The 24,103-nt window shown below is 64.1% G+C and carries 21 protein-coding genes; 15 read left to right on the top strand and 6 right to left on the bottom strand.

The window, feature by feature from the left end; all coding sequences use genetic code 11:
• Positions 1 to 14 precede the first annotated feature (14 nt).
• Both ACFMBG_RS00150 and ACFMBG_RS00145 read left to right on the top strand, forming a co-directional pair.
• The gene (locus tag ACFMBG_RS00150; RefSeq protein WP_421052713.1) at positions 15 to 659 is read left to right on the top strand and encodes an LON peptidase substrate-binding domain-containing protein; all 645 of its coding nucleotides are present in this window, start codon (positions 15 to 17) and stop codon (positions 657 to 659) included.
• Positions 656 to 844 carry a Trm112 family protein gene (locus ACFMBG_RS00145; RefSeq protein WP_421052712.1) on the top strand — a complete coding sequence of 63 codons (189 nt, stop codon included), beginning with the start codon at positions 656 to 658 and terminating at the stop codon, positions 842 to 844. Before ACFMBG_RS00150 ends, ACFMBG_RS00145 begins: the two co-directional genes overlap by 4 nt.
• A 327-nt stretch (positions 845 to 1,171) precedes the next feature.
• Here the strand turns inward: ACFMBG_RS00145 and ACFMBG_RS00140 are convergent, their stop codons facing one another.
• Positions 1,172 to 2,398: an FAD-dependent monooxygenase gene (locus ACFMBG_RS00140; protein WP_421052711.1), complete on the bottom strand. Its 1,227-nt coding sequence runs from the start codon at positions 2,396 to 2,398 to the stop codon at positions 1,172 to 1,174.
• Between the two features lie 110 nt (positions 2,399 to 2,508).
• Between ACFMBG_RS00140 and ACFMBG_RS00135 the strand changes: the two genes are divergently transcribed.
• The 4 genes from ACFMBG_RS00135 to ACFMBG_RS00120 all read left to right on the top strand — a co-directional run bounded on the left by ACFMBG_RS00135 (position 2,509) and on the right by ACFMBG_RS00120 (position 8,953).
• Complete coding sequence (locus tag ACFMBG_RS00135) at positions 2,509 to 3,840, top strand: amidase (RefSeq protein ID WP_421052710.1); 1,332 nt, start codon at positions 2,509 to 2,511, stop codon at positions 3,838 to 3,840.
• 109 nt (positions 3,841 to 3,949) lie between these two features.
• Positions 3,950 to 5,128 (top strand): aminotransferase class I/II-fold pyridoxal phosphate-dependent enzyme, encoded by a 1,179-nt coding sequence (locus ACFMBG_RS00130; RefSeq protein WP_421052709.1) that lies wholly within the window; start codon positions 3,950 to 3,952, stop codon positions 5,126 to 5,128.
• A 115-nt stretch (positions 5,129 to 5,243) separates the two neighbouring features.
• The gene (locus ACFMBG_RS00125) at positions 5,244 to 8,288 is read left to right on the top strand and encodes a DNA translocase FtsK (RefSeq protein ID WP_421052708.1); all 3,045 of its coding nucleotides are present in this window, start codon (positions 5,244 to 5,246) and stop codon (positions 8,286 to 8,288) included.
• Positions 8,289 to 8,368: 80 nt separating this feature from the next.
• Positions 8,369 to 8,953 (top strand): LolA family protein, encoded by a 585-nt coding sequence (locus ACFMBG_RS00120; RefSeq protein WP_421052707.1) that lies wholly within the window; start codon positions 8,369 to 8,371, stop codon positions 8,951 to 8,953.
• Between the two features lie 238 nt (positions 8,954 to 9,191).
• Here the strand turns inward: ACFMBG_RS00120 and ACFMBG_RS00115 are convergent, their stop codons facing one another.
• Positions 9,192 to 9,779: a transglycosylase SLT domain-containing protein gene (locus tag ACFMBG_RS00115; RefSeq protein ID WP_421052706.1), complete on the bottom strand. Its 588-nt coding sequence runs from the start codon at positions 9,777 to 9,779 to the stop codon at positions 9,192 to 9,194.
• A 67-nt stretch (positions 9,780 to 9,846) separates the two neighbouring features.
• Entirely contained in the window at positions 9,847 to 10,734 is an 888-nt protein-coding gene (locus tag ACFMBG_RS00110; RefSeq protein WP_421052705.1) for an AEC family transporter, read from the bottom strand.
• Between the two features lie 86 nt (positions 10,735 to 10,820).
• Between ACFMBG_RS00110 and hspQ the strand changes: the two genes are divergently transcribed.
• Positions 10,821 to 11,147, top strand: coding sequence for a heat shock protein HspQ (hspQ, locus tag ACFMBG_RS00105; protein ID WP_027236060.1), 327 nt, complete (start codon positions 10,821 to 10,823; stop codon positions 11,145 to 11,147).
• Positions 11,148 to 11,195: 48 nt separating this feature from the next.
• Here hspQ and ACFMBG_RS00100 read toward each other — a convergent pair whose 3' ends face one another.
• The 3 genes from ACFMBG_RS00100 to ACFMBG_RS00090 form a co-directional block, all read right to left on the bottom strand.
• The gene (locus ACFMBG_RS00100; RefSeq protein WP_421052704.1) at positions 11,196 to 12,770 is read right to left on the bottom strand and encodes a gamma-glutamyltransferase family protein; all 1,575 of its coding nucleotides are present in this window, start codon (positions 12,768 to 12,770) and stop codon (positions 11,196 to 11,198) included.
• A gap of 313 nt (positions 12,771 to 13,083) precedes the next feature.
• The gene (locus ACFMBG_RS00095; protein ID WP_421052773.1) at positions 13,084 to 13,533 is read right to left on the bottom strand and encodes an ATP-binding protein; all 450 of its coding nucleotides are present in this window, start codon (positions 13,531 to 13,533) and stop codon (positions 13,084 to 13,086) included.
• A 35-nt stretch (positions 13,534 to 13,568) separates the two neighbouring features.
• The gene (locus ACFMBG_RS00090) at positions 13,569 to 13,913 is read right to left on the bottom strand and encodes an STAS domain-containing protein (protein ID WP_421052703.1); all 345 of its coding nucleotides are present in this window, start codon (positions 13,911 to 13,913) and stop codon (positions 13,569 to 13,571) included.
• A gap of 94 nt (positions 13,914 to 14,007) precedes the next feature.
• On the opposite strand from ACFMBG_RS00090, the gene ACFMBG_RS00085 reads away from it, so the two are divergent.
• The 8 genes from ACFMBG_RS00085 to ACFMBG_RS00050 all read left to right on the top strand — a co-directional run bounded on the left by ACFMBG_RS00085 (position 14,008) and on the right by ACFMBG_RS00050 (position 23,944).
• Positions 14,008 to 15,180 carry a thiolase family protein gene (locus ACFMBG_RS00085; RefSeq protein ID WP_421052702.1) on the top strand — a complete coding sequence of 391 codons (1,173 nt, stop codon included), beginning with the start codon at positions 14,008 to 14,010 and terminating at the stop codon, positions 15,178 to 15,180.
• 94 nt (positions 15,181 to 15,274) lie between these two features.
• The gene (locus ACFMBG_RS00080; RefSeq protein WP_421052701.1) at positions 15,275 to 15,730 is read left to right on the top strand and encodes a GAF domain-containing protein; all 456 of its coding nucleotides are present in this window, start codon (positions 15,275 to 15,277) and stop codon (positions 15,728 to 15,730) included.
• A 201-nt stretch (positions 15,731 to 15,931) separates the two neighbouring features.
• Positions 15,932 to 16,501 carry a helix-turn-helix domain-containing protein gene (locus tag ACFMBG_RS00075; RefSeq protein ID WP_366662693.1) on the top strand — a complete coding sequence of 190 codons (570 nt, stop codon included), beginning with the start codon at positions 15,932 to 15,934 and terminating at the stop codon, positions 16,499 to 16,501.
• Between the two features lie 9 nt (positions 16,502 to 16,510).
• A complete protein-coding gene (locus ACFMBG_RS00070) occupies positions 16,511 to 16,882 on the top strand; it encodes a GFA family protein (protein WP_421052700.1) in 372 nt (123 codons plus the stop codon).
• Between the two features lie 15 nt (positions 16,883 to 16,897).
• On the top strand, positions 16,898 to 19,345 hold the full coding sequence (locus ACFMBG_RS00065; RefSeq protein WP_421052699.1) for a GcvT family protein: 2,448 nt from the start codon (positions 16,898 to 16,900) through the stop codon (positions 19,343 to 19,345).
• Between the two features lie 124 nt (positions 19,346 to 19,469).
• Complete coding sequence (locus ACFMBG_RS00060; protein WP_421052698.1) at positions 19,470 to 20,366, top strand: homocysteine S-methyltransferase family protein; 897 nt, start codon at positions 19,470 to 19,472, stop codon at positions 20,364 to 20,366.
• 30 nt (positions 20,367 to 20,396) lie between these two features.
• Positions 20,397 to 21,410 carry a GlxA family transcriptional regulator gene (locus ACFMBG_RS00055; RefSeq protein ID WP_421052697.1) on the top strand — a complete coding sequence of 338 codons (1,014 nt, stop codon included), beginning with the start codon at positions 20,397 to 20,399 and terminating at the stop codon, positions 21,408 to 21,410.
• Between the two features lie 83 nt (positions 21,411 to 21,493).
• Positions 21,494 to 23,944: a GcvT family protein gene (locus ACFMBG_RS00050; RefSeq protein WP_421052696.1), complete on the top strand. Its 2,451-nt coding sequence runs from the start codon at positions 21,494 to 21,496 to the stop codon at positions 23,942 to 23,944.
• Positions 23,945 to 24,103 lie beyond the last annotated feature (159 nt).

The following is a 24,103-nucleotide window of genomic DNA, read 5'->3' as shown; positions in this document are numbered from 1 at the left end:
CTACACTCTGTCCTATGATCCAGCCTGCCGATCTGCCGGACACGATTGCCGTGTTTCCCCTGCCCGGGGCGCTCTTGCTGCCCCGCTCGCGGCTGCCGCTGCATATCTTCGAGCCGCGGTACCTGCAGATGCTGGAAGACACGCTGAAAACGCGGCAGCGGCTGATCGGCATGGTTCAGCCCTGCCCGGGCCAGAACGGGCAGGGCGAAGACCTGCATTCCATCGGCTGCGCCGGGCGGGTCACCCAGTTCTCTGAAACCGAAGACGGGCGGTATCTGATCACGCTTTCAGGCGTGTCCCGCTTCCGAGTCACCCGAGAAGCCAACGGCTTTACGCCCTACCGGCGCTGCGATGTCAGCTGGGCGGGCTTTGAGCGGGACCTGGGACGGTCCGAGGCGGATGAGACGCTGGACCGGCCCGCTTTCCTGAACCTGCTGGAGCGGTTTTTTACGGCGCGCAGCCTGTCGACGGACTGGGAGGCCCTGAAAGAGGCCGACGATGAGCTGCTGATCAATTCGCTGGCGATGCTTCTGGAGTTTGATCCCGAAGACAAACAGGCCTTGCTCGAGGCGCCCTGCCTTGCGACAAGGCGGGAGACGCTCGTCACTTTGATTGAATTCGCCCTGCGCGGCGGCTCTCAGGAGGAAACCCTGCAATGACCGAACCACAGGCGCCTGCCTTTGACCGGCGGATGCTGGAAGCGCTGGTCTGCCCGCTGACGCAGACGGTGCTGGAATACGATGCCCAGGCGCAGGAACTGGTCTCGCGCGCGGCCAATCTTGCCTTCCCGATCCGCAACGGCATTCCGGTGATGCTGGTGGATGAGGCGCGCGAGCTGGACTAAGCCAGATTCGACCCCGTTGCCTTTCCGGGAAAGTACGGAGCTCTCCCGCGCCCTCAGGTGCGCCGGCGGGCCGGCACCCCTTGCAGGGCTTGGGCCCGGCGCCGCGCTGAGGCGCGGCACGGTAGTTCTGCCCTTGCGGCCTCCCGGACTTGGGGAGATGTTTCACGCAATGGCTGGCAGCTGCAGTAAACCGCTTACACGCCGGAGGCTGCCTGCGCTGCAGCACCGCGCGCCAGCGCGGTGCCGCGCCCAACTGTGCCGGGACATCCTTGGGATGTTCCGGAACAGGCGGGAGTCCTCCCGCCAGTGCCCCGTGCGGGCCGCCGCCTAAATCGCCTGGCCTTTCAGCAGCCGGGGCAGGTCGCCGGTCAGCCCTGCTGCCTCGCGCACGAAATTGCGGCGCAGCCCCGGAATCGCACCGGCCAGCCCCATGCCGATGTCCCGGCCCAGCCGCAGCAGCGGATTGTCGTTTGAGAACAGCCGGTTGAACACATCCGTGGCCGCCACCAGCGAGGCCGTGTCAAACCGGCGCCATTGCTGGTAGCGTTCCATCACCAGCGGCGAGCCGATATCTTCACCCCGGCGGGTGGCCTCGGTGATCACCTCGGCCAATGCTCCAACATCGCGCAGGCCCGCGTTCAAACCTTGGCCGGCGATGGGGTGCATCCCATGCGCAGCATCACCGACCAGCGCCATGCGGTCGCCAATGAAGCTGTTGGCGATAGTGAGGTTCAGCGGATAGGTAAAGCGCTTGCCGGCCAGGGAAATTTCCCCCAGGAAATCGCCAAACCGCGGGCGCAGGGCCTGGATATACTCTGCATCCTCCAGCGCGTGGATGGCCTTGGCGGTTTCCGTCCGCTCGCTCCACACGATCGAGGACCGGTTGCCCGGCAGCGGCAGGATCGCCAGCGGGCCTGGCGGCATGAAGAACTGATGCGCGATGCCGTGATGCGGCTTCTCGTGATCAATGGCGCAGACCAGCGCAGTCTGGCCGTAATCCCAGCCAGTCCTCTTGATGCCCGCCCGCTGGGCGGTGCCGCTGCGGCGCCCGTCGGAGCCGACCAGGACCTGGCCGCGCAGCTCTCCGCCGTCGTCCAGGGTGACGGTCACGCCGGTCTGGTCCGGGGCCTGTGCGGTCACGGTGCGGCCTGACACCAGGGTAATGCCCGGCGCGTCTTCCATCGCTTGCAGGAAGGCGCGGCGCAGGAAACGGTCCTCGACCATATAGCCCATCGGGCCTTCTTCCAGCTCGGCATGGTCGAAATGGATGAAGAACGGCGAGGGGCCGTGGCCGGCGTGCCCGTCCGTCACCTTGATCTCCAGCATCGGCTGGGCATTGTCCCCGACATGCTGCCAGACGCCGGTCTGCTGCAGCAGCCGCTGCGAGGCGAGCGCCAGCGCATAACCGCGGCCGTCGAACCCCTCATCCGCCAGCTTGTCCGGGGTCAGCGAGTCGACCACGGTGACGCTGTGGCCGGTTTGTGCCAGGGCCAGGGCCAGCGCCGGGCCATTCAGCCCGCCGCCCACGATCAGGATATCAGACGCGTTTTTCATGCCCCGCAATATGCGCCTGCTGGCGGGATTGTCCATGCAGGAAGCGCGGGATTGTGCCTGCGTCCTGCTGCCGCTACCGTCACCGGCAACTGCCAATGGGAGAGATGCTGATGCAAGACTGGCTGACGATGACGGCCGCCGATCTGGGACGCGGGATTGAAGCGGGTGAAATCGGCCCAGTGGCGCTGACCCGCTGCTATCTGGACGCCATCGACGCGCATCCCCTGAAAGAGCGGATCTACACGCAGGTGACGCATGACCGTGCCCTGGCGGAGGCGGAAGCGGCTGAGCAGCGTGCCGATCTGGGCCTGCGCAGGTCATTGCTGGACGGGGTGCCGGTCAGCTGGAAGGATCTGTTCGACAGCGCCGGCACCGCGACAGAATCCGGCTCTGACCTGCTCAAGGGGCGGGTGCCGGATCAGGACGCTGCTGTGTTGCGCAATGCGACCCTGATGGGCACGGTCTGCCTGGGCAAGACCCATATGAGCGAGCTGGCGTTTTCCGGCCTGGGCTTCAACCCGGTCAAGGAAACGCCGCCCTGCGTGAATGACCAGGGCGCAGCGCCGGGCGGGTCTTCCTCCGGCGCCGCTGCATCCGTGGCTTTTGGCTTGGCGGCGGCTGGAATCGGCTCTGACACGGGCGGTTCGGTCCGAATTCCCTCTGCCTGGAACGACCTGGTGGGGCTCAAGACCACATCGGGCAGGATCACCCTGGAAGGCGTGGTGCCGCTGTGCCTGAAGTTCGACACCATCGGCCCGCTGGCCCGCTCGGTGGAGGATGCGGGACTGCTGCTGGGGGTGCTGGAGGGAACCTCAGGCCCCGATCTGCGCAATCCCGCCACTCTCAGAGGCCGCCGGTTTGCCGATCTGCAAAATGTCGTGCACGATGATCTGGACCCGAAGATTGCGGCGGCCTACCGGGAGACGCTGGAGAGGTTGAAAAACGCCGGGGCAGAGATTGTGCCGCTGGAGGTGCCGGAGCTGGAAGAGGCCATGGGCCTTAGCCCGATTCTCTACACCACCGAAGCCTATGGGTTGTGGAAAGATGTGATCGAGGCCTCTCCGCAGCTGATGTATGCTGAAATCCTGGAACGGTTCCGCACAGGCGCGCAGTTCAGCGGCCCGGATTACGTCGCGGCCTGGGCCAAGCTGGAACAGTGCCGGATGGCCTGGGATCAGGCCGTGGCAGGCTTTGATGCGGTGCTCACCCCGGCCTCGCCGAACCTGCCGCCGAACCTGGAGCGGCTGCAAAGCGATCATGACTTCTACGTGCAGTCCAATCTGCTGGCACTGCGCAACACGCGGGTCGGCAATCTGATGGGCCTTTGCGCGCTGTCACTGCCCACCGGCACGCCCAGCTGCGGGCTGCAGATGCTGGGGCAGCCGGACTGCGAGGAAGCCTTGCTGCGCACTGGTGCCGCGATCGAGGCTGCCTTGGCCTGAAAGCCACATTCGGCCCAGCGGGCCACTCACCGGGTGGACGCATCCGCCCGCCATCTGTAACCTGAGGCGCAAACGGGGCGCCAATGATCCCGTGACTGAGGCATAAGACATGGATTTTCCTGAGCGGTTTTCGAACCTGCCAGCCTATGCGTTTCCGCGCCTGAGGGCGCTGTTGGACCATCACACCCCCGGCGGGGATGTGGTGCATATGACCATTGGCGAACCGAAACATGCGTTTCCGGCCTGGGTCACCGATGTCATCGCCGAAAACGCCGCCGGGTTTAACCAGTATCCGAACAACGATGGCACGCCGGAGCTGCGCGACGCCATTTCGGACTGGATCAGCCGCCGCTATGGCGTGACCGCAAACCCTGAGACGCAGATCATGGCGCTGAACGGCACCCGTGAGGGGCTGTACAACGCCGCGATGGCGCTCTGCCCGGAGCAGAAGAACGGTCAGAAACCCGTGGTTCTGATCCCGAACCCCTTCTACCAGGTCTACATGGTGGCGACGATTTCCGTCGGTGCAGAGCCTGTTTTCGTGCCTGCAACCGCCGCCACCGGCCATTTGCCGGATTACGAAAACCTGCCCGAAGAAGTTCTGAGCCGCACCGCCGTGGCCTATATCTGTTCGCCCGCCAACCCGCAGGGCGCGGTGGCTTCTCGCGCGTACTGGACCCGGCTGATCCAGCTGGCTGAGAAATACGATTTCCGCATCTTCGCGGATGAATGCTATTCCGAGATCTACCGCGATGAGGCGCCCGTGGGTGCGCTGACCGTGGCACAGGAGCTGGGGGCCGATCCTGAGCGCGTGGTGCTGTTCAACTCGCTGTCCAAGCGGTCGAACCTGCCGGGCCTGCGCTCTGGCCTGATTGCGGGCGGGCCGGAAACCATTAAGCGGGTCAAGCAGCTGCGCGCCTATTCCGGCGCACCGCTGCCGGAACCCTTGCAGGCCGCCGCCGCCCGAGTCTGGGCGGATGAGGTGCATGTGGCGGAGAACCGTGCGCTGTATCAGGAAAAGTACAAAATCGCAGACGAGGTCTTTGACGGCCTCAACGGCTACATGGCGCCCGAAGCGGGCTTCTTCCTGTGGCTTCCGGTGGACAATGGCGAGCAGGCCGCGCTGAAGCTGTGGAAGGAAACCGGCGTGCGGGTGCTGCCCGGCGCCTATCTTGCGCAAGGCAAACCTGGGCAGAACCCGGGCGAGAGCTACATCAGGGTGGCGCTGGTCGCCCCCGCCGAAGACACCCGCACGGCGCTGAGCACGCTGCGCGGCTGCCTTTACTGAATTCTGCTGAGCGGCCCTTGGCTGGGGGCCGCGCAGCCAAAACCAAAAACGGACAGGCCCGTGACCCTGCGGCGAACAGCAGGGCACGGGCAAATGAAACGGAACTGAGGTAGGCATGGCATTTCAAACCCGCAGCCGCGATCCGCTGCTCGACAGCAACATGCAGGCGGCCATTGAAAAGCGCGGTAAGGAGCTGATCGGGGTTGCCCTGGTCCTTTTGGGGGTGATGGTTGCCGCCATGCTCGGCTCCTACACGCCCGAAGATCCGAATTGGACCGTTTCAACCGACGCGCCGGTGCAGAACTGGCTGGGCCGTCCGGGCGCCTCTGTCTCCTTCATCCTGATCACCCTGTTCGGCAAGGCCAGCTGGGCACTGCCGCTGTTCCTGTCGGCCTGGGGCCTGCGCTTTGTGCTGCACCGGGGCGAGGACCGGGTGGTCTGGCCGATGCTCCTGTCGGTGCCGTGGCTGCTGGTGGTCGCGTTGCACATGGAAACCCTGAATGCCAGCTCCACCTGGCAGCAGAATTACGACTTCGGCCTGGGCGGCATGGTGGGCTACACCTTCCTGGGCGCGCTCTTGGCGCTGCTGCCGGTCAGCCTGCATTTCATGGTCAAGATCATGTCGCTGCTTAGCGCGGCAGGCATGCTGGCACTTGGCTGCGTGGTGCTGGGTTTTACCTGGCCCGAGGTGAAGAAAGGCCTGCACAAGGTGATGGTCGGGCTGATCCTGGGCTATGGCGCAGTTGCCGCCCTGCTGGGCCGCGGTGCCTCCAGCGGGCTGCAGGCCGCGATGACTTACCGAAAGGAGCGGGCAGAGCGCGCGCATGCCGCCGATGAGGATGCCGCTGCCTATGCCAGCGCCGAGCAAGACCCCGAGATGTTCGAGGACTACCCCGAAGATACCTATGGCGCCTACATGGCAGAAACCGCGACGGAAGAGCCGGCGGCTCCTGCCAAGGCGGGTCTGCTGTCCCGCGTTCCGGGGCTGATCCGCCGCGCGGCGCCTGCGCCTGAGGCCGAAAATGCCTATGCGCCCGAGATGCAGGATGCGGATGGAATTGAAAATTTGGCGGATGGAGAGGCTGGCGAGGACCGGATTTCCCAGAAAATCGCCAATGCCGTCCGGATCCGCCGCGCTGCCGAGGTACCGCCGGAGCAGGACCCGAATCTGCCGTTGACCAAGGGCCGCGGCCAGCGCCCCGCGCCGCTGATCTTCAACCCGGCAGCGTCCCAGGGCGGGCTGCCGCCCGAGCCGCCGCTGACCGCAGCGCAGGCCCCTGTGCCGCCGCTGCAGGAAGAGCCGCCGCTGGTCTGGCAGGCACCTGCAGACGAGGCAGCGATCCCCGCAGCACCGGTTGCAGACCGGCACGAGGATGCTGACACTGCAGATTCCGCGCCCGGTTATGAGATGCTGACACCGGACCATGTGCCCTTCGAAGCACTTCCGGATCAGGCCGCGCCGGTTGCGCCGCCCGCACCTGCTCCGGAAAAGCCCAAGACGGCGGGACCGCGCCTGACGGTTGACCTGCCGGTGGCGGAGCCGCGCAAGGCTGTTGTCGAAAAGCCGGTGCGCAAGGCTGTGCAGCCCTCCACACGCGCCAAGGCAGAAGCCCAGCCCAATCTGGCCTTCGACGACAGCAGCAGCGATTTCGAGCTGCCGCCGCTCAACCTGCTGACCAACCCGACAAGCATCGAGCGGCACCACCTCAGCGATGAGGCGCTGGAAGAAAACGCCCGGATGCTGGAAACGGTACTGGACGACTACGGCGTGAAGGGTGAGATCGTCTCGGTCCGTCCTGGCCCCGTGGTGACCATGTATGAGCTGGAGCCGGCCCCGGGCCTCAAGGCCTCGCGCGTGATCGGCCTGGCGGATGACATTGCGCGGTCCATGTCTGCGCTGTCCGCGCGGGTCTCGACCGTTCCGGGCCGCACCGTAATCGGCATCGAACTGCCGAACGAGAAGCGCGAAAAGGTCGTGTTGCGCGAAATTCTGTCGTCCCGCGACTTCGGCGACGGCAACCACGCGCTGCCGCTGGCACTGGGCAAAGACATCGGCGGCGACGCCATGGTCGCGAACCTTGCCAAGATGCCCCACCTGCTGATCGCGGGCACCACCGGCTCCGGTAAGTCGGTGGCGATCAACACCATGATCCTGTCGCTGCTCTACAAGCTGACGCCGGATGAATGCCGCCTGATCATGATCGACCCCAAGATGCTGGAACTGTCCGTCTATGACGGCATCCCGCATCTGCTGTCGCCCGTTGTGACCGACCCGAAAAAGGCCGTTGTCGCCCTGAAATGGGTGGTGGGCGAGATGGAAGACCGCTACCGCAAGATGTCCAAGATGGGCGTGCGCAACATCGCGGGCTACAACGGCCGGGTGAAGGAAGCGCTGGCCAAGGGCGAGATGTTCTCGCGCACGGTGCAGACCGGATTTGACGATGACACGGGCGAGCCGGTGTTCGAGACCGAAGAGTTCGAACCCAAGGCGCTGCCCTATATCGTCGTTATCGTCGACGAGATGGCCGACCTTATGATGGTTGCGGGCAAGGAGATCGAAGCCTGCATCCAGCGCCTGGCGCAGATGGCCCGGGCCTCCGGCATTCACCTGATCATGGCGACCCAGCGCCCCTCGGTCGATGTGATCACCGGCACCATCAAGGCAAACTTCCCGACCCGGATTTCCTTCCAGGTGACCTCCAAGGTCGACAGCCGGACGATCCTGGGCGAAATGGGCGCCGAGCAGCTCCTGGGCATGGGCGACATGCTGTACATGGCGGGCGGCGCCAAGATTACCCGTTGCCACGGCCCGTTCTGTTCCGATGAAGAGGTCGAGGAGGTGGTCAACCACCTCAAGCAGTTCGGCCCGCCGGATTATGTTGGCAGCGTGCTGGATGGTCCGGATGAGGACAAAGCCGACAATATCGACGCGGTGCTGGGGCTGAACACTGGCGGCAATACCGACACCGAGGACGCGCTCTATGACACGGCAGTTGCCATCGTGATCAAGGACCGCAAGTGTTCGACCTCCTACATCCAGCGCAAGCTGGCGATCGGCTACAACAAGGCCGCGCGTTTGGTGGAGCAGATGGAGGAAGAGGGCGTCGTCTCAGCCGCCAACCACGTCGGCAAACGGGAAATTCTGGTTCCCGAACAGTGAGCTGACAAAAATCTGCCGATGCCGGATCCCCCGCGGGTCCGGCATCTTCACATCTGCAGTGGCGCACCTATGTTGGTCTCATGAAACGGATTGCACTTGCCATTGCGCTGACCCTCGCCGCGCCTGCCTCCTGGGCGGCAGAGAAACTGAGCCTGAACGAGATCTCGGGTTATCTGAACGGGATCACGACGGCGTCTTCGCCCTTCACCCAGATCAACGACGACGGCAGCCTGTCGACCGGAAAGCTGTATATGCACCGGCCGGGGCGGATGCGGTTCGAGTATGACGGCAAGGGCGGCGGCACGGTGGTGGCCGGCGGCGGGGCAGTGGTGATCCACGACCCCAAGTCCAATCAGCCGCCGGAGACCTATCCGCTGAAACGGACACCGCTGTCGATCATCCTCGACCGCCGGGTGGATCTGGGCCGTGCCAATATGGTTGTGGGACACAGCTTTGACGGAACGTCGACCATCGTGCGGGCGCAGGATCCGGAGAATCCGGATTACGGCAGTATCGAGATGATGTTCACCGGCAATCCGGTGGAGCTGCGCAAATGGGTGATCCATGACAGCGCGGGCGGCCAGACGACCGTCATCCTGGGGGCGATGGAAACCGGCAAACCGCTGTCCTCCAGCCTGTTCACCACCAGCGGCAGATCCCGCTGAGGCAATAAGAAACTGGGGCTCCCGCGCCCGCGGCTGCTCCGGCTTTGCCGGAACCGCCTGGCGGCCTTGGGCCCGGCGCCGGGCTGGCGCCCGGCGCGCAATCGTGTGCTAACAACCGTTACGGAGCAAATGACGCGAAACCGCAGCGCGCTTCAGCGCGCTGCCCGTCCCAACGGCTGAGGGGGCGGCTTTCGCCGGAAAGCCTCCGAAGCGGGCGGGAGAACCCGCCTGCTGTGCGTCAACGGAATTTGCGGCAGGTCGCGAGTTGCGCCTGATAGGTCTGGGCGCGGGATTCGACCTGTCCAGCGACGCGCATCAGCCAGGACTTGGAGCGGTAGCTGCCGCGGGCAAAGCCGTAATGGCCTTCGTGGTAGGCCAGGTACTGGTTGCGCGCGTCATAAAGCGGAATGCCGTTTTTCTCGTAGCTCTTGCGCATGTACCAGCCCATGAAATCGGCGGCATCACCGATGCGGTTGCGTTTGGCCCGGCGCCGCCCGGTATCGCGGCGGTAATCATCCCAGGTGCCGTCCAGGGCCTGGCTGTAGCCATAGGCGCTGGATTGCCGCCCGACCGGGATCACACCCAGCAGGAACTGGTGCGGCGTGCGGGCGTCGCCGCGGAACCGGCTTTCGTGATAGATGGTTGCCATCTGCACATGCACCGGCACGCCCCAGCGGCGCTGGGTGGCGCGGAACGCCTTCAGGTATTCAGGACGCTGCTGGATGATGCTGCATGCATTATCCAGGTTGCGCGGCGGCGCTTTGTGCCCGCCTCCGCATGACGCAACCGCCAAGAGGAGAACAAGGGCGCTCAGGAATCTGCTCATTGCCTCAGCCCATTTTTGTATTGGGTTTGTTTTCGGCAAGTCTAGCGGATTGCGGCGGGTGTGAAAATCAAATTTCCAGAAGCTGGCTCAGCAGCAGCGGCAACAGCAGCGCGGACATCAGGGTCGAGACCACCACCAGCCCGGCCACGGCGCTGGAATCGGCCTCGAATTTCTCAGCCAGAAGATAGGCTGTCACGGCGACGGGGGTGGCCAGCTGCAGGATCAGCACACCCGAGGCTGTTGGATCCAGCCCAAAAGCCACCGCGAGACCCCAGCCCGCGGCGGCACTGACCAGGAACTTTAATAGCGACAGCGCAACCGCCTTCCCGGTTTCACCGGGTGTCAGCCGGGCCACGGCGGTGCCCAGCGTAATCAGCATCAGCGGCACTGCCATCTGCCCGGTCAGCTCCAGCGCGTTGGTCAGAAAGCGCGGGGTTTCCCAGTCCTGCCACAGGAACAGCCCGCCCAGCAGCGTTGCCCAGACCATAGGTTCCCGGATTACCTTGCTGCCGGCGCTGTGCCCGGCCACCAGGTAGATGCCGTACGTAAAGGACAGGATCGCTGAAACGGCGAGCATGACGACGGCATATCCCAGCCCGGCCTCGCCAAAGGCAAACATCGCCAGCGGGATGCCCAGGTTGCCGGTGTTGCCGAAGATGAAAGGCGCCAGGTAGGTCCGCCGCTCCAGCCCGCTGATGCGGCAGAGGGCCTCGCCCGCCACCGCCATCACCGCGTGGCCCGCCAGCGCGGCAAGTACAAATGTTCCCAGCGCAGCCTTGTCCAGGCTGGTGTTCATCAGCGCTGTGAAGATCAGGCAGGGCACCGCCAGCGTCATTGCCAGCCGGGTGACAAACTGGGTCCGGAACTCAAATCCAAGCTTCACCCAGATGAACCCGGCAGAGGCCAGAAGGAACACCGGAGCGGTGATTTCGAGCACTGTCAAAGCGAGGTTCACAATCTGTTTCCCCGAAAATTTGCGTCAAGAGTTGGACAATTGCTGCGCGGGCGCGCTATTTACAAGGAACGGGGGCTAACATGACCATGTTGAGAACACGAGCAAAATACAATCTTGGGCAGGTCGTCCGCCACCGGAAGCACCCCTTCCGCGGGGTGGTTTTCGACGTCGATCCGGAATTCTCCAACACCGAGGAATGGTACGAGGCGATCCCTGAAGACAGCCGTCCGGTAAAGGACCAGCCCTTCTACCACCTGCTGGCGGAGAACGATCAAAGCTACTACGTGGCGTATGTCTCGGAGCAGAACCTGGTCGCGGATTATTCCGGGGAACCGGTCGGCCACCCGGACGTGCCGGAAATGTTCGGCAATTTCGATGGCGGCGCCTATGCGCTGCACTACCAGCTGAACTGAGCGCTGCAGCTGTCCGCGCGCTGACCGGACCAGTAGCGGATTTGCCCATCAGTACCCCAGCGCACAGCCATCCTTGCGGGGATCGCTGGCACCCTCCAGAACCCCTGAGGCATGGATCTGGATCGCCTGCGCCCCGCCCAGCGGCGTGTCCGGCACCTCTATCTTATGCCCCATATCCGCAAGGGCCTGAAGAACCGGCGCCGCATATCCGCGCTCGACCTTCAGCACGCCGCCATCGGCAAAGCAGCGCGGGGCGTCGATGGCGGATTGCAGGTCCATGCCGAAGTCCAGCAGGTTCGAGACAAGCCGGGCGTGGCCCGCAGGCTGGAAGCCGCCGCCCATCACGCCGAAGGGCATGATCACCTCTCCATCCTGCTGCAGCATGGCGGGAATGATCGTGTGCATCGGCCGCTTGCCGGGTCCAAGTTCATTCGGGTGGCCTTCCTCCAGGGTAAAACCTGCGCCGCGGTTCTGCAGCAGGATGCCGAACTTCTCCGACGCGATGCCGGATCCGAAGCCGTGGAAGATCGAGTAGATCAGCGAAACCGCCATCCGGTCCTTATCCACGACGGTGATATAGACCGTATCCTTGTGCACCGCTTCGGTGAGCGGCGCCGCGGCTGGCATGGCGCGTTTCGGATCGATCAGCGCCGCGAAGCTGGCCGCGGTTTCCGGGGCCAGCATATGCGCCAGCCGCGTGGTGTGGTCCGGGTCGGCGAGAAATCTGTTGCGCGCATCATAGGCCAGCTTGGCGGCCTCGGCCTCGATATGCGCGCGTTCGGCACCGAGCGGGTCCATTCCGGCCAAGTCGAAGTTCTTGAGGATATTCAGCAGCAAGATGGCCGTGGCGCCCTGGCCGTTCGGCGGGTGCTCGGCCAGTTCGCGCTCCTTGTACTGGCCTGTCACCGGCTGCGTTGCAAAACTCTTTGCGCCGGCAAAATCCTCCAGCGTGTGAACGCCGCCCAGGGCCGCCAGGGCCTGCGCCATGTCCTCGGCCACTTCGCCGGTATAAAACGCATCCCGACCGTGCCTGGCGATGCGGCGCAGGACTTCGGCTTGACCGGGTGCCCGGAACACCTCGCCGCTGCGCAGAGGCTGGCCGTCCCGCAGGTAATGGCGCCGGGCTGCGCCCTGCAGTGTGCCGGCGCCGTTTTTCCAATCAAAAGCCGTGCGCGGTGCAACTGGCACGCCCTCCTCGGCATAGTTGATGGCGGGCTGAAGCAGCGTGTCGAGCCCGAGACGGCCTTCGCTTTCCGCAAGGCGGCAAAAGGCATCTATTGCGCAAGGTGTTGTAACGGCCTCGGGGCTTCCCAGCGGCACTGCGCCCAGCCCCTGCGCCCGCAAGGCGGCCGCGCTGACCGCCGCTGGGGCGCAGCCGGATCCGTTCAGCGCCTGAACCCCGGTGCCCGGCCGCGAATACAGCACAAAGCAGTCGCCGCCGATCCCGGTCATCTGCGGCTCGCAAATTCCCAGCAGCACAGCGCCGGCCAGGGCCGCGTCCATCGCGTTGCCGCCGCGCTTGAGCATATCCACCGCCACGCTGGCCGCCAGCGGGTGGGAGGTGGCGCACAGGCCGTTGCCGGCGAAAACGGCTGACCGCCCGGGAAGATGAAAGTCGCGCATGGTCCGGCTCCTTGCTGTCACCGGACAAAGCCTAGGCAGGCGCTGCGGGAAGGCAATTAAATTCCTCGGCCAGTTGGGCAGGACGGAACGTAACGGAACGAAAAAGCGGGAGGACAGTCAAAACGAGGTGTCCCCGGTGCCGCGCACTGGTGGGGGCTAGGATACACGGCACCAGGGGAAGCTCGTTTCAGCTACAGGTAAGGTTTCGCATATCTATTGGGCTGCGGTGTGCCGGGAATGCGGCGCCGGTGTGGCGAAGCATTAAAAATGCAGCTAACCGGCGGGCTGCCCGCGGGCCGGGGCAGTTTTTGGCTCAGGCATCGGGAGAGGGGCTAATGACCTGGATTTCAAAGCAGAGCGAAAGGTTGTTGTTTCCCTCCGAACGCTCATACTGGACCTGGCTTGCCAGTTCCCGGATCAGGAACCAGCCAAAGCCGCCTTCGGGCAGGCTGTCGGTGGGCACGCTGATGTCGGCGGGTTTGCCTTCAGGCAGCTCGCCCTTTGGAAACGGGCTGCCGGCGTCCTGAATGCTGATCCACAAACGCTCGGGGGACAGCTCGCCCCTGATCCGGACGTCGCCCGGGGCGCTTTCCTCATAGGCGTGTTCGACGACGTTGTTCACGGCTTCGGTCAGGGCAATTTGCACCTCGTCCACGCGGGCACCCGGGACCCCCAGGGACCGCAATTTGCTGACCACGGACTGGATCCCCCTGCGGGCATCCAGATTTGTGGCCGTGAACGAGCAGGCAAAGGTTTTTACCATCAATTTCTCGCTTTGCGCCGCCAGCGCGTTCGTCATCAGGAATTAGCGTCAGCAGGCGCGGTTGCTTCGCTAAGCGAACCGTAAAGGTCAAAGACCGTATCCATCCGGGTCAGCCGGAAAACCTTCTCCACCATCGGGGTCAGCCCGGCGAGATCCAGCCTGCGGCTGCCGCCCAGCTGCTTCATCGCAGCGACAATCGCGCCAAGCCCGCTGGAATCGATGAACTGGACCTCGGACAGATCCAGGATCACACGCTCCGGACCGCTTTCGGTCTCCGTCCGCATGTCCTCTTTGAATTGGATGGCCATGGCGGCGTCAATACGCTCGGCATTGACTTTGACGATCTGCGCATCGTCCGTCATGGTGGTCGTCAGGCTCATTTCTTCCCCCGGGATGTAACGTCATTTGGCTGCACTCTAGACCGCAAAGCTTACTTTTCTGTAGGTATAATTTTGACGATTGGAGGAAAATTGCATGAAAGATGTTGTTATCGCCGGAGCAGCCCGGACGCCGATGGGCGGGTTCCAGGGAATGTACGACGGGGTGACGGCTTCGGAGCTGGGCGGCGCGGCCATCCGGGCGGCCCTCGATGGGGCCGGCGCTGCCACTGTCGATGAGGTTCTGATGGGGTGTGTGCTGCCCGCGGGCCAGGGCCAGGCGCCTGCGCGCCAGGCCGGGTTTGCGGCGGGCCTGGGCGAAGACGTCCCGGCCACCACACTCAACAAGATGTGCGGTTCCGGCATGAAGGCGGCGATGATCGCGTTTGATCAGATCGCGCTGGGCCACGCGGACACGATGATTGCCGGCGGTATGGAAAGCATGACCAATGCTCCCTACATCCTGCCGAAAATGCGCGGCGGCGCCCGCATCGGTCATGGCCAAGTCATCGACCACATGTTCCTCGACGGGCTGGAAGACGCCTATGACAAGGGCCGCCTCATGGGCACCTTTGCCGAGGACTGCGCTGAAAAATACCAGTTCACCCGCGAAGCTCAGGACGAATATGCCCTGAAGTCCTTGTCCAACGCGCTGGAAGCGCAGGACAGCGGTGCCTTTGACGGGGAAATCGCCCCCGTGACCGTGAAAACCCGCAAGGGCGAAGTGGTGACGGATGCGGATGAGCAGCCGAAATCTGCGCGTCCGGAAAAGATCCCCACGCTGAAACCGGCGTTCCGCAAGGACGGTACCGTGACCGCCGCCAATGCCTCCTCCATTTCGGATGGAGCCGCGGCGCTGGTTATGGCCTCCGCCGAGGCTGCCGAGGCGCGGGGCCTGACCATTCGCGCCCGCATTCTGGGTCACGCCAGCCACGCCCAGGCGCCCGGCTGGTTCACCACCGCACCGGTTCCGGCCGCGCGGAAACTGCTGAAATCCATCGGCTGGACCGTCGAAGACGTCGATCTGTGGGAGGTGAACGAGGCCTTTGCCGTGGTGCCGATGGCCTTCATGCACGAAATGGGCCTGCCGCGCGAAAAGGTGAATGTGAACGGCGGCGCCTGTGCGCTGGGCCACCCGATCGGCGCCTCCGGCGCGCGGATCATGGTGACCCTGCTGAACGCATTGGAAAAGCGCGGCCTCAAGCGCGGCGTCGCCGCCATCTGCATCGGCGGCGGCGAAGGCACCGCGATCGCAATCGAGAGGGTGTGATCTTCACCTTTGCAAAATACTCTCGGGGGTGAATTGACCGTCAGGTCAAGAGGGGGCAGACAGCCCCCTCTGTTACGTTGAAGGAGGGCTGCCCATGCGGGCCGATTACGAAACCCTTGCCAAGACCATCGCGGCACTGACCGAAGGCGAGACGGATGAGGTGGCGCTGATGGCCACTGTCGCCTGCGAGGTGCATCACGCCGACGACCGGTTCGACTGGACCGGCTTTTACCGCGCCGTTGCGCCGGAGCTGCTGAAGATCGGCCCCTATCAGGGCGGCCATGGCTGCCTGCAGATCCCGTTCTCCCGCGGTGTTTGCGGTGCGGCAGCGCGCAGCGGAGAGGTGCAGCTGGTCGCGGATGTGGATGCCTTTCCCGGCCATATCGCCTGTGCGTCGTCTACGCGCTCGGAGCTGGTGCTGCCTGTCTGGAACGGCAATGGGGAGCTGATCGGGGTTTTTGACATCGACAGCGACCAGCCGGATGCTTTCACTGAGGAAGATGCTGACCAGCTGGCCGCAATCCTGCGTCAGGTATTCGGCCGCAGCTGATTCGTGAAACAAGGGGCTTTGCCCCTCGGCCTTGCGGCCTCACCCCAGGGTATTTTTAACCAGAAAGAAGCCGCCCGGCGCCTGAAGGCGCTGGGTTTTTTCATGGTACCCGCCCGTCTCGTGAAAAAAAGCTTGGAAATTTCACGAACTCGGGGCATCGTGAAAAACGAGAGGAATTTTTCACGAGCGGGGAGAGAGGCTGTGAACGATCAGACCCTGGCAGCAGCGACACTCGGGGCTGACATCCGGGCCCTGCGCAAGGCGCGCGGGCTGACGCTGTCGGATATCGCCGCGATGCTGAACCGCTCGGTCGGCTGGCTGAGCCAGGTTGAACGGGACATGTCCGAGCCCTCGATCTCCGACCTGCGCCAGATTGCAGAGGCGCTGGGGGTGCCGATGTCGATGCTGTTTGCCCATTCCGGCGCCCCGGCGGACGAACATGGGTATATCGTGCGCGCTGGCTCCCGCCGCCCGATGGGCTCCGGCGAGGAAGGGCTGATCGAAGAACTTCTGTCCCCCGACCTGACTGACGACTTCGAGATGGTGCATTCCACCTTCCAGCCCAATTCGCGGATGCAGACGCCGGCCAACCGGCCGACGCAGGAGGTCGGCTACATGATCTCGGGCAAGCTGGACCTGCTGATCGGCGGCCGCAGCTTTACCGTTGGTCCCGGCGACAGTTTCCGGATCAAGCATGAGCCGTATCAGTGGTCGAACCCCTACGACGAGCCTGCCGTGGCCGTCTGGGTGATCGCGCCGCCGGTTTACTAGGAGGGAACGATGATCAAGGGATCCTGCCTTTGCGGCGATGTCCGCTTTGAAACCGCGGCACAGCCGCAGGGGGCCTCGATGTGCCACTGCAGCCAGTGCCGTAAGCAATCGGGCGGTATCTGGGCCTCGGCTCAGGTGCGCGATGAGGACCTTGCTGTCACCGGCCCGGTGAGCTGGTTCGAGGCAACGCCGCAGGCCCGCCGTGGCAGCTGCCCGCGCTGCGGCTCCTTCCTGTTCTGGAAGGGCAAGGGCGAGGACACCACGAGTTTTGCTTTGGGCGCTGTCGACGGGAACACCGGCCTCCGCGTCGAAAAACACATCTTTACCGCCTCCAAGGGCGACTACTACGAAATCGCGGACGGCGTGCCGCAAGAGGACTGAGACTAGGGAGCGAACATGTCTGATTTTCCAACCAAGGCCCGTGTGGTCATCATCGGCGGCGGCGTCGTCGGCTGCTCATCGCTTTATCATCTGGCCAAGAAAGGCTGGACCGATTGTGTGCTCTTGGAAAAGAACGAGCTGACCGCCGGCTCGACCTGGCACGCGGCCGGCAACGTGCCGACCTTCTCGACCTCCTGGGCGATCATGAACATGCAGCGCTATTCGACCGAGCTGTATTCGCGCCTGGCAGAGGAAGTCGATTATCCGATGAACTATCACGTCTCGGGGTCGATCCGTCTGGCGCATAGCAAAGAGCGGATGCAGGAATTCGAGCGCGCGATGTCCATGGGCCTGTACCAGGGCATCCCGATGGAAATGTGGACCCCGGAGCAGGCGAAAGAGCGGTATCCCTTCCTGGAAACCCACGATCTGGAAGGTGTCCTGTATGACCCGACCGACGGTGACATCGACCCGGCGCAGCTGACCCAGGCATTTGCCAAGGGCGCCCGCGACATGGGGCAGAAAATCCTGCGGTTTACCCCGGCCACCGGCGTGACCCAGCACGAGGACGGCACTTGGACCGTTCACACCGAAAAGGGCGATATTGCCTGTGATTATGTGGTGAACGCGGCTGGGTATTATGCGCAGCGCGTGGGTGAGATGTTCAAACCCTACGGCGGCCGCATGGTGCCTGCGATGGTCATGAGCCACCAGTATCTGCTGACCGAGGAAGTGCCCGAGGTCGAAGCCTGGTCGAAGGAGCATGGCGGCAAGCTGCCGCTTCTGCGTGACGTGGACGTGTCCTACTACCTGCGCCAGGAAAAGAACGGTTTCAACCTTGGCCCCTATGAGCCCAACTGCAAGGGCGAATGGATGACCGAGGACGACCCGATGCCGGAAGACTTCTCGTTCCAGCTGTGGAATGACGATCTGGACCGCATCGAAGACATCGTGACCGACGCCATGGAGCGTGTGCCGCTGATGGCGACCTCGGGTGTTGGCAGCGTCATCAACGGGCCGATCCCCTACGCGCCGGACGGCCTGCCGATGATCGGCCCGATGCCGGGTGTGAAAAACGCATTTGAAGCGCACAGCTTCACCTTCGGCATTGCCCAGGGCGGCGGCGCCGGCAAGGTGCTGGCAGAGTGGATCGTCGATGGGTTCACCGAGTGGGATATGTGGGCCGTCGATCCGCGCCGCTATACCGACTATACCGACCAGGATTACTGCAACAAAAAGGGCATGGAAGTTTACGGCAACGAATACGCCATGCACTTCCCGCATCACGAATGGCCCGCTGCGCGCGACAAGAAACTGTCGCCGGTGCATGCCAAGGTCAAGGAACTGGGCGGCCAGATGGGTGTCTACAACGGCTGGGAGCGCGCCAACTGGTTTGCGCAGCCGGGTGACGACACCTCGGAAGAATCGACCCACACCTGGGGCCGTTCGGGCCCGTGGGAGCAGCGGATCAAGGAAGAGTGCGAAGCCGTGCGCGATGGCGTTGGCGTGCTGGACCTGCCGGGCTTCTCGCGGTTCCTGGTCAAGGGGGAGGGCGCAGCCGAAGCACTGCGCTGTCTGGTCACCGGCGGCCTGCCCAAGATCGGCCGGATCAACCTGGTCTACATCGCGGACAGCCGCGGCCGCATCCTGACCGAAATGTCCTGCATGCGTCTGGGCGAAGACGACTTCGTGATGATCACCGCCGCAACAGCGCAATGGCACGACCGTGACCTCCTAGTGAACGCGATGCCCGCAACCGTGTCGGTCGAGGACGTCACCACCACCCGCGACACCCTGATCGTGACCGGGCCCAAGTCGCGCGACCTGCTGGCGGCGATCTCGGATGCGGATCTGCAGGCAGGCTGGCTGACCCATCAGGCGGCAACCGTGGCAGGCAAGCCCGCGCACCTGGTGCGCGTGTCCTTTGCCGGCGAACTGGGCTGGGAAGTCCACGCGCTGAACGAGGACATGCCGGCCATCTACGAGGCCATCCTTGCAGGCGGCGCCAAGCCGTTCGGCATGTATGCCCTGAACTCGCTGCGCCTGGAAAAAGGCTATCGCGCCTGGAAAGGCGATCTGAGCACCGATTACTCGCTGCTCGAAGGCGGCCTGGAGCGTTTCGTGAAACTGGACAAGCCGCAGGACTTCCCGGGCAAGGCTGCGATCCAGAGGGAAAAGCAGCAGGGGGTCAAGAAGGCCTTTGTCACGCTGACGGTTGAGGCCGGAGATGCGGATGCGCCTTATATGTCCTGCATCTGGAACGGCGACGAGATTGTCGGCGAGACCACCAGCGGCGGCTGGGGCTACCGTGTGAACCAGTCGATCGCGCTGGGCATGGTGCGCACCGATCTGGCCGTGCCGGGCACCGAGCTGGAGGTCGAGATCTACGGTGAGAAATACCGCGCCGTGGTTCAGAAAGACGAACCGCTGTGGGATCCGGCCAACGAGCGCCTGCGCGCCTGATAAACCGGCCTGAGCCCGGGCGGTGATCTGCCCGGGCTGAAGCCTCACTGAAAGACAGCCTGCGCCGCCGGACCGTTTCCTGTATCCTGGCGGCGCATGGCACCCGGTATAAGGACGGTTCGGTATGGCTGAGATCACGCTTCTGGATGGCTCGATCGGGCAGGAGATTGTCAAACGCTCCGGCGACCGGGCAACGCCTCTGTGGTCCACCTCCGTGATGATCGAAAAGCCGGACGTGGCGGGCAGCGTTCACGCCGACTACTTTGCCGCCGGTGCCACGGTTGCCACCATGAACACCTACGCCGTGCTGCGCGACCGGCTGCGCCGTGCGGGTATCGAGGATCATTTCGAGGAACTGCTGGAGACGGCCGCCAGCCAGGCCGCCGCCGCGCGCGATGCCCACGGAACGGGCCGTATTGCCGCCGCGCTTGGGCCGCTGATTGCCTCCTACCGGCCGGACATCTGCCCGCCGGCTGAGGAAGCCCAAGGCGTCTATGCCGAACTGGTCAAGCTGCTGGAGCCGAAGGCGGATCTGTTCCTGATCGAGACCGTCTCATCGCTGGAGCAAGCCAAGGGCGCATTGCTGGGCTGTGCCGGAACGGACAAACCCGTCTGGCTGGCTGCCTCTGTCACGGATGAGGACGGCACTCTGCTGCGGTCCGGCGAGCCTCTGGCGGCGCTTGCCCCGCTGATCGAGGAATTCCAGCCGGACGCTGTGCTGCTCAATTGCTCCCGGCCCGAGGTCATCGGCAGCGGGCTGGAGATCGTCAAGGCATTCGGCAAGCCCTTCGGGGCCTATGCCAACGGCTTCACCCGGATCTCGGAGGGCTTCCTGCAGGACGCCCCCACCGTGGACGCCTTGGAACAGCGCCAGGATCTGGGGCCCGCTCCTTACGCGGAATTTGCGATGGGCTGGGTCGCGCAGGGCGCCACCATCGTCGGCGGCTGCTGTGAAGTCGGCCCGGATCACATTGCCGAACTGGCCCGCCAGCTGCGCGCGGCCGGGCATCGGATCGTCTGACATCGTCTGCCCAGGGGAGGGGGGATCAGCATGGCAACTCCGGAAAAACTCAAAGCCGCGGATCCGGCCCGGGTCTGGAATATCGACATCATCGTGACCGAAGGCTTTGTCCTGATCGAAATGTCGGCGATCCTGGAGGTTCTGCGGATCGCCAACCGGGTGCTGGCCCAGCCGCCGTTCAAATGGACGGTGCGCTCACTGCAGGGCGGACGGGTCGGCTGCCGGGCGGGCCTCAGCCTCGATACCGAACCCTTTGCGGCCAAGCCGGATGCGGATTTCGCCTTCTTCCTTGGCAATTCCGACCCGGACCATCCGGGCCTCAGCCTGGGCCGGGTGATTTCCAGCTACACTTGCCGCGGCATCAAGGTCTACCTGCTGGCGGAGGCCGCGGCCCGCTACATCCGCGACCAGGGCGGCGCGTCCGGGCGGCTGACGACCCACTGGGAGAACTCCGCCCTTCTGCGCGAACGCATGGGGCTGAACGATTCCAGCCATGCGCTGGCCAGCGAGGACGGGCTGGTGGTCACCTGCGCGGGCATGGGCTCCACCGTCGATATCGCACTGGCGCTGGTCGGGCGGCTCACCTCGGCTGCGGCGCAGATGACCGTGGCCAACATCATGCTGCACGAACAGGTGCGCGATTTCTCCTCGCTTCAGCCCTTTGCCGGCGCCAAGCCGACGATCACCGGCGACAGCGACCTGGACCACTGCATCCGCATCATGCAGGACAATATCGAGGAACCGGTGCCGATCGGCGATATCGTTGATGAACTTGGCATTTCCACCCGCTCGCTGGAACGCAAGTTCAAGACCTTCCTGGGCACCACCCCCAACGGCTTTTACCGGGAAATGCGCCTGTCCAAGGCCAACAACCTGTTGCTCAACACCACCATGAGCGTGCGGGAAATCGGCCTCGCTTGCGGCTTCCCAAACGGTTTTTCCAGTCTTTACAAGAGCTTCTTCGGCATCACCCCCTTTGCCCTGCGCAAGCGCCGCAGACTGGGAGAGGACGGTCCGGAAAATATCCTCAAGGCCGGAGAATAGCCCCGGGAGTCTGACGTTTTTGGTGCATTTTGCGCCGCCTATCCGTGATAAATCGGCCCAAACACTGAATGTGGAGCGATGACATGAGCGATCTTCCCAACAAGGCCCGCGTGGTCATTATCGGCGGCGGCGTGATCGGCTGCTCGGTGGCCTATCACCTGACCAAGCTCGGCTGGAAGGATGTCGTGCTGCTGGAACGCAAGCAGCTGACCTCCGGCACCACCTGGCACGCCGCGGGCCTGATCGCCCAGCTGCGCGCGACCGCCAACATGACCAAGCTGGCGAAATACAGCCAGGAACTCTACGGTTCGCTGGAAGAGGAAACCGGCGTCGCCACCGGCTTTAAGCGCTGCGGCTCGATCACCGTCGCCCTGACTGAAGAGCGCAAGGAAGAGATCTTCCGCCAGGCCGCCATGGCGCGCGCGTTTGGTGTCGAAGTTGAGGAAATCTCCCCCGAGGAAGTCAAAGCCCGCTACGAGCACTTGAACGTGGGCGACGTGACCGCCGGCGTGTGGCTGCCCAAGGACGGGCAGGGCGATCCGGCCAACATCGCGCTGGCCCTGGCCAAAGGCGCCCGCCAGCGCGGCGCGCTGGTCAAGGAGCGCATCAAGGTCACTGGCATCTCCAGGCAGGGCCGCCGTGTCACCGGCGTTGACTGGGTCAGCGACGACGGCCAGTCCCAGGGCCACATCGAGGCCGACATGGTGGTGAACTGCGCCGGCATGTGGGGCCACGAGGTCGGCCGCATGGCTGGCGTCAACGTGCCGCTGCACGCGTGTGAGCACTTCTACATCGTGACCGAAGGCATCGAGGGCCTGACCCAGATGCCGGTGCTGCGCGTTCCGGACGAATGCGCCTACTACAAGGAAGACGCCGGAAAGATCCTGCTGGGCGCGTTTGAACCGAACGCCAAGCCCTGGGCAATGAACGGTATCCCCGACAGTTTTGAGTTCGACCAGCTGCCCGAGGACTTCGACCACTTCGAGCCGATCCTGGAAGCGGCCTGCAACCGGATGCCGATGCTGGCCGAGGCGGGGATCCATACGTTCTTCAACGGCCCCGAGTCCTTTACCCCGGACGATGCCTACCACCTGGGCCTGGCGCCGGAGATGGACAATTTCTGGGTTGCCGCAGGCTTCAACTCGATCGGCATCCAGTCCGCCGGCGGCGCCGGCATGGCGCTGGCGCAGTGGATGGAAGACGGCCAGAAACCGTTCGATCTGGGTGACGTGGACATCTCCCGCATGCACCCGTTCCAGGGCAACAAGCACTATCTCTTCGAACGCTCGAAAGAGACCCTGGGCCTGCTTTACGCCGACCACTTCCCCTACCGCCAGAAGGCCACCGCCCGCGGCGTGCGTCGTACCCCGTTCCATCACCATCTGAAGGAACAGGGCGCAGTATTCGGTGAACTCGGCGGCTGGGAGCGCGCCAACTGGTTTGCCAATGAGGGCCAGGAACGCGAATACCAGTACAGCTGGAAGCGTCAGAACTGGTTCGAAAACTCCGCCGCTGAACACAGGGCTGTACGCGAAAACGTCGGCATGTACGACATGTCCTCCTTCGGCAAGATCCGCGTCGAAGGCCCGGATGCCGAGAAGTTCCTGAACTACATCTGCGGTGCCAACGTCTCGGTGCCCGCCGGCAAGATCGTCTACACGCAGTTCCTGAACTCCCGCGGCGGGATCGAGGCGGATGTGACCGTCACCCGCCTGTCCGAGACCGCCTATCTGGTGGTGACCCCGGCGATCACCCGTCTGGCCGACCAGACCTGGATGATGCGCCATGCCGGTGACCACCGCGTGGTGATCACCGATGTGACCGCAGGCGAGGGCGTGCTGGCGGTGATGGGTCCGAACTCCCGCGAGCTGCTGCAGAAGGTGTCGCCGAGCGATTTCTCCAATGACGCTAACCCCTTTGGCACCGCGCAGGAGATCGAGCTGGGCATGGGCCTCGCCCGTGTGCACCGGGTGACCTACGTGGGTGAACTTGGCTGGGAAATCTATGTTGGCGCCGACATGGCCGGCCACGCGTTTGAAACCCTGTGGGAAGCGGGTCAGGACATGGGGCTCAAGCTCTGCGGCATGCACATGATGGACAGCTGCCGGATCGAAAAGGGCTTCCGCCACTTCGGCCATGATATCACCTGCGAGGACAACGTGATCGACGCAGGCCTCGGCTTTGCGGTTGCTACCAGCAAGGACGATTTCATCGGCAAGGCTGCGGTGCTGGAGCGCAAGGAAACCGGCCCCAAGAACCGCATGCTGCAGTTCAAGCTGACTGATGCCGAGCCGCTGCTGTTCCACAACGAGCCGATCATCCGTGATGGCAAGTACGTGGGCTATCTCAGCTCCGGCAACTACGGCCACACGCTGGGTGCCGCCATCGGCATGGGCTATGTGCCGTGTGAGGGGGAAAGCGCCGCCGATGTGCTGGGCTCCACCTACGAGATCGACGTCTGCGGCGTGAAGGTGAAGGCCGAGGCCTCGTTGAAGCCGATGTACGATCCGAAATCGGAGCGGGTGAAGGCCTAAGCACCTCTCCAGTGCTTTCACCAGCCCGTACCGCGCCCCGGCCGCACCGCCGGGGCGTTTTTCCGTTCTGTCCCCGCGGGGACACGTGCCGGTTCTTTAGCCATGTCCCCGCCGGGACAGTTCAGGGTTCTGCTGCAACGTTTCCCCGGGTTTGGCGCA

The organism is Leisingera coralii (assembly GCF_049056525.1).
Lineage (GTDB): Bacteria > Pseudomonadota > Alphaproteobacteria > Rhodobacterales > Rhodobacteraceae > Leisingera > Leisingera coralii.
This window is presented reverse-complemented; position numbering and strand designations above follow the sequence as displayed.

Excerpts from the sequence above, each read along its gene's own strand:
- ACFMBG_RS00080 (WP_421052701.1), top strand. The coding sequence starts at position 15,275 with ATGCGGGCCGATTACGAAACCCTTGCCAAGACCATCGCGGCACTGACC.
- ACFMBG_RS00140 (WP_421052711.1), bottom strand. The coding sequence starts at position 2,398 with ATGAAAAACGCGTCTGATATCCTGATCGTGGGCGGCGGGCTGAATGGC.
- ACFMBG_RS00095 (WP_421052773.1), bottom strand. The coding sequence starts at position 13,533 with ATGGTAAAAACCTTTGCCTGCTCGTTCACGGCCACAAATCTGGATGCC.
- ACFMBG_RS00120 (WP_421052707.1), top strand. The coding sequence starts at position 8,369 with ATGAAACGGATTGCACTTGCCATTGCGCTGACCCTCGCCGCGCCTGCC.
- ACFMBG_RS00050 (WP_421052696.1), top strand. The coding sequence starts at position 21,494 with ATGAGCGATCTTCCCAACAAGGCCCGCGTGGTCATTATCGGCGGCGGC.
- ACFMBG_RS00100 (WP_421052704.1), bottom strand. The coding sequence starts at position 12,770 with ATGCGCGACTTTCATCTTCCCGGGCGGTCAGCCGTTTTCGCCGGCAAC.
- ACFMBG_RS00130 (WP_421052709.1), top strand. The coding sequence starts at position 3,950 with ATGGATTTTCCTGAGCGGTTTTCGAACCTGCCAGCCTATGCGTTTCCG.
- ACFMBG_RS00125 (WP_421052708.1), top strand. The coding sequence starts at position 5,244 with ATGGCATTTCAAACCCGCAGCCGCGATCCGCTGCTCGACAGCAACATG.
- ACFMBG_RS00145 (WP_421052712.1), top strand. The coding sequence starts at position 656 with ATGACCGAACCACAGGCGCCTGCCTTTGACCGGCGGATGCTGGAAGCG.
- ACFMBG_RS00135 (WP_421052710.1), top strand. The coding sequence starts at position 2,509 with ATGCAAGACTGGCTGACGATGACGGCCGCCGATCTGGGACGCGGGATT.
- hspQ (WP_027236060.1), top strand. The coding sequence starts at position 10,821 with ATGTTGAGAACACGAGCAAAATACAATCTTGGGCAGGTCGTCCGCCAC.
- ACFMBG_RS00070 (WP_421052700.1), top strand. The coding sequence starts at position 16,511 with ATGATCAAGGGATCCTGCCTTTGCGGCGATGTCCGCTTTGAAACCGCG.
- ACFMBG_RS00115 (WP_421052706.1), bottom strand. The coding sequence starts at position 9,779 with ATGAGCAGATTCCTGAGCGCCCTTGTTCTCCTCTTGGCGGTTGCGTCA.
- ACFMBG_RS00090 (WP_421052703.1), bottom strand. The coding sequence starts at position 13,913 with ATGAGCCTGACGACCACCATGACGGACGATGCGCAGATCGTCAAAGTC.
- ACFMBG_RS00060 (WP_421052698.1), top strand. The coding sequence starts at position 19,470 with ATGGCTGAGATCACGCTTCTGGATGGCTCGATCGGGCAGGAGATTGTC.
- ACFMBG_RS00055 (WP_421052697.1), top strand. The coding sequence starts at position 20,397 with ATGGCAACTCCGGAAAAACTCAAAGCCGCGGATCCGGCCCGGGTCTGG.
- ACFMBG_RS00065 (WP_421052699.1), top strand. The coding sequence starts at position 16,898 with ATGTCTGATTTTCCAACCAAGGCCCGTGTGGTCATCATCGGCGGCGGC.
- ACFMBG_RS00150 (WP_421052713.1), top strand. The coding sequence starts at position 15 with ATGATCCAGCCTGCCGATCTGCCGGACACGATTGCCGTGTTTCCCCTG.
- ACFMBG_RS00085 (WP_421052702.1), top strand. The coding sequence starts at position 14,008 with ATGAAAGATGTTGTTATCGCCGGAGCAGCCCGGACGCCGATGGGCGGG.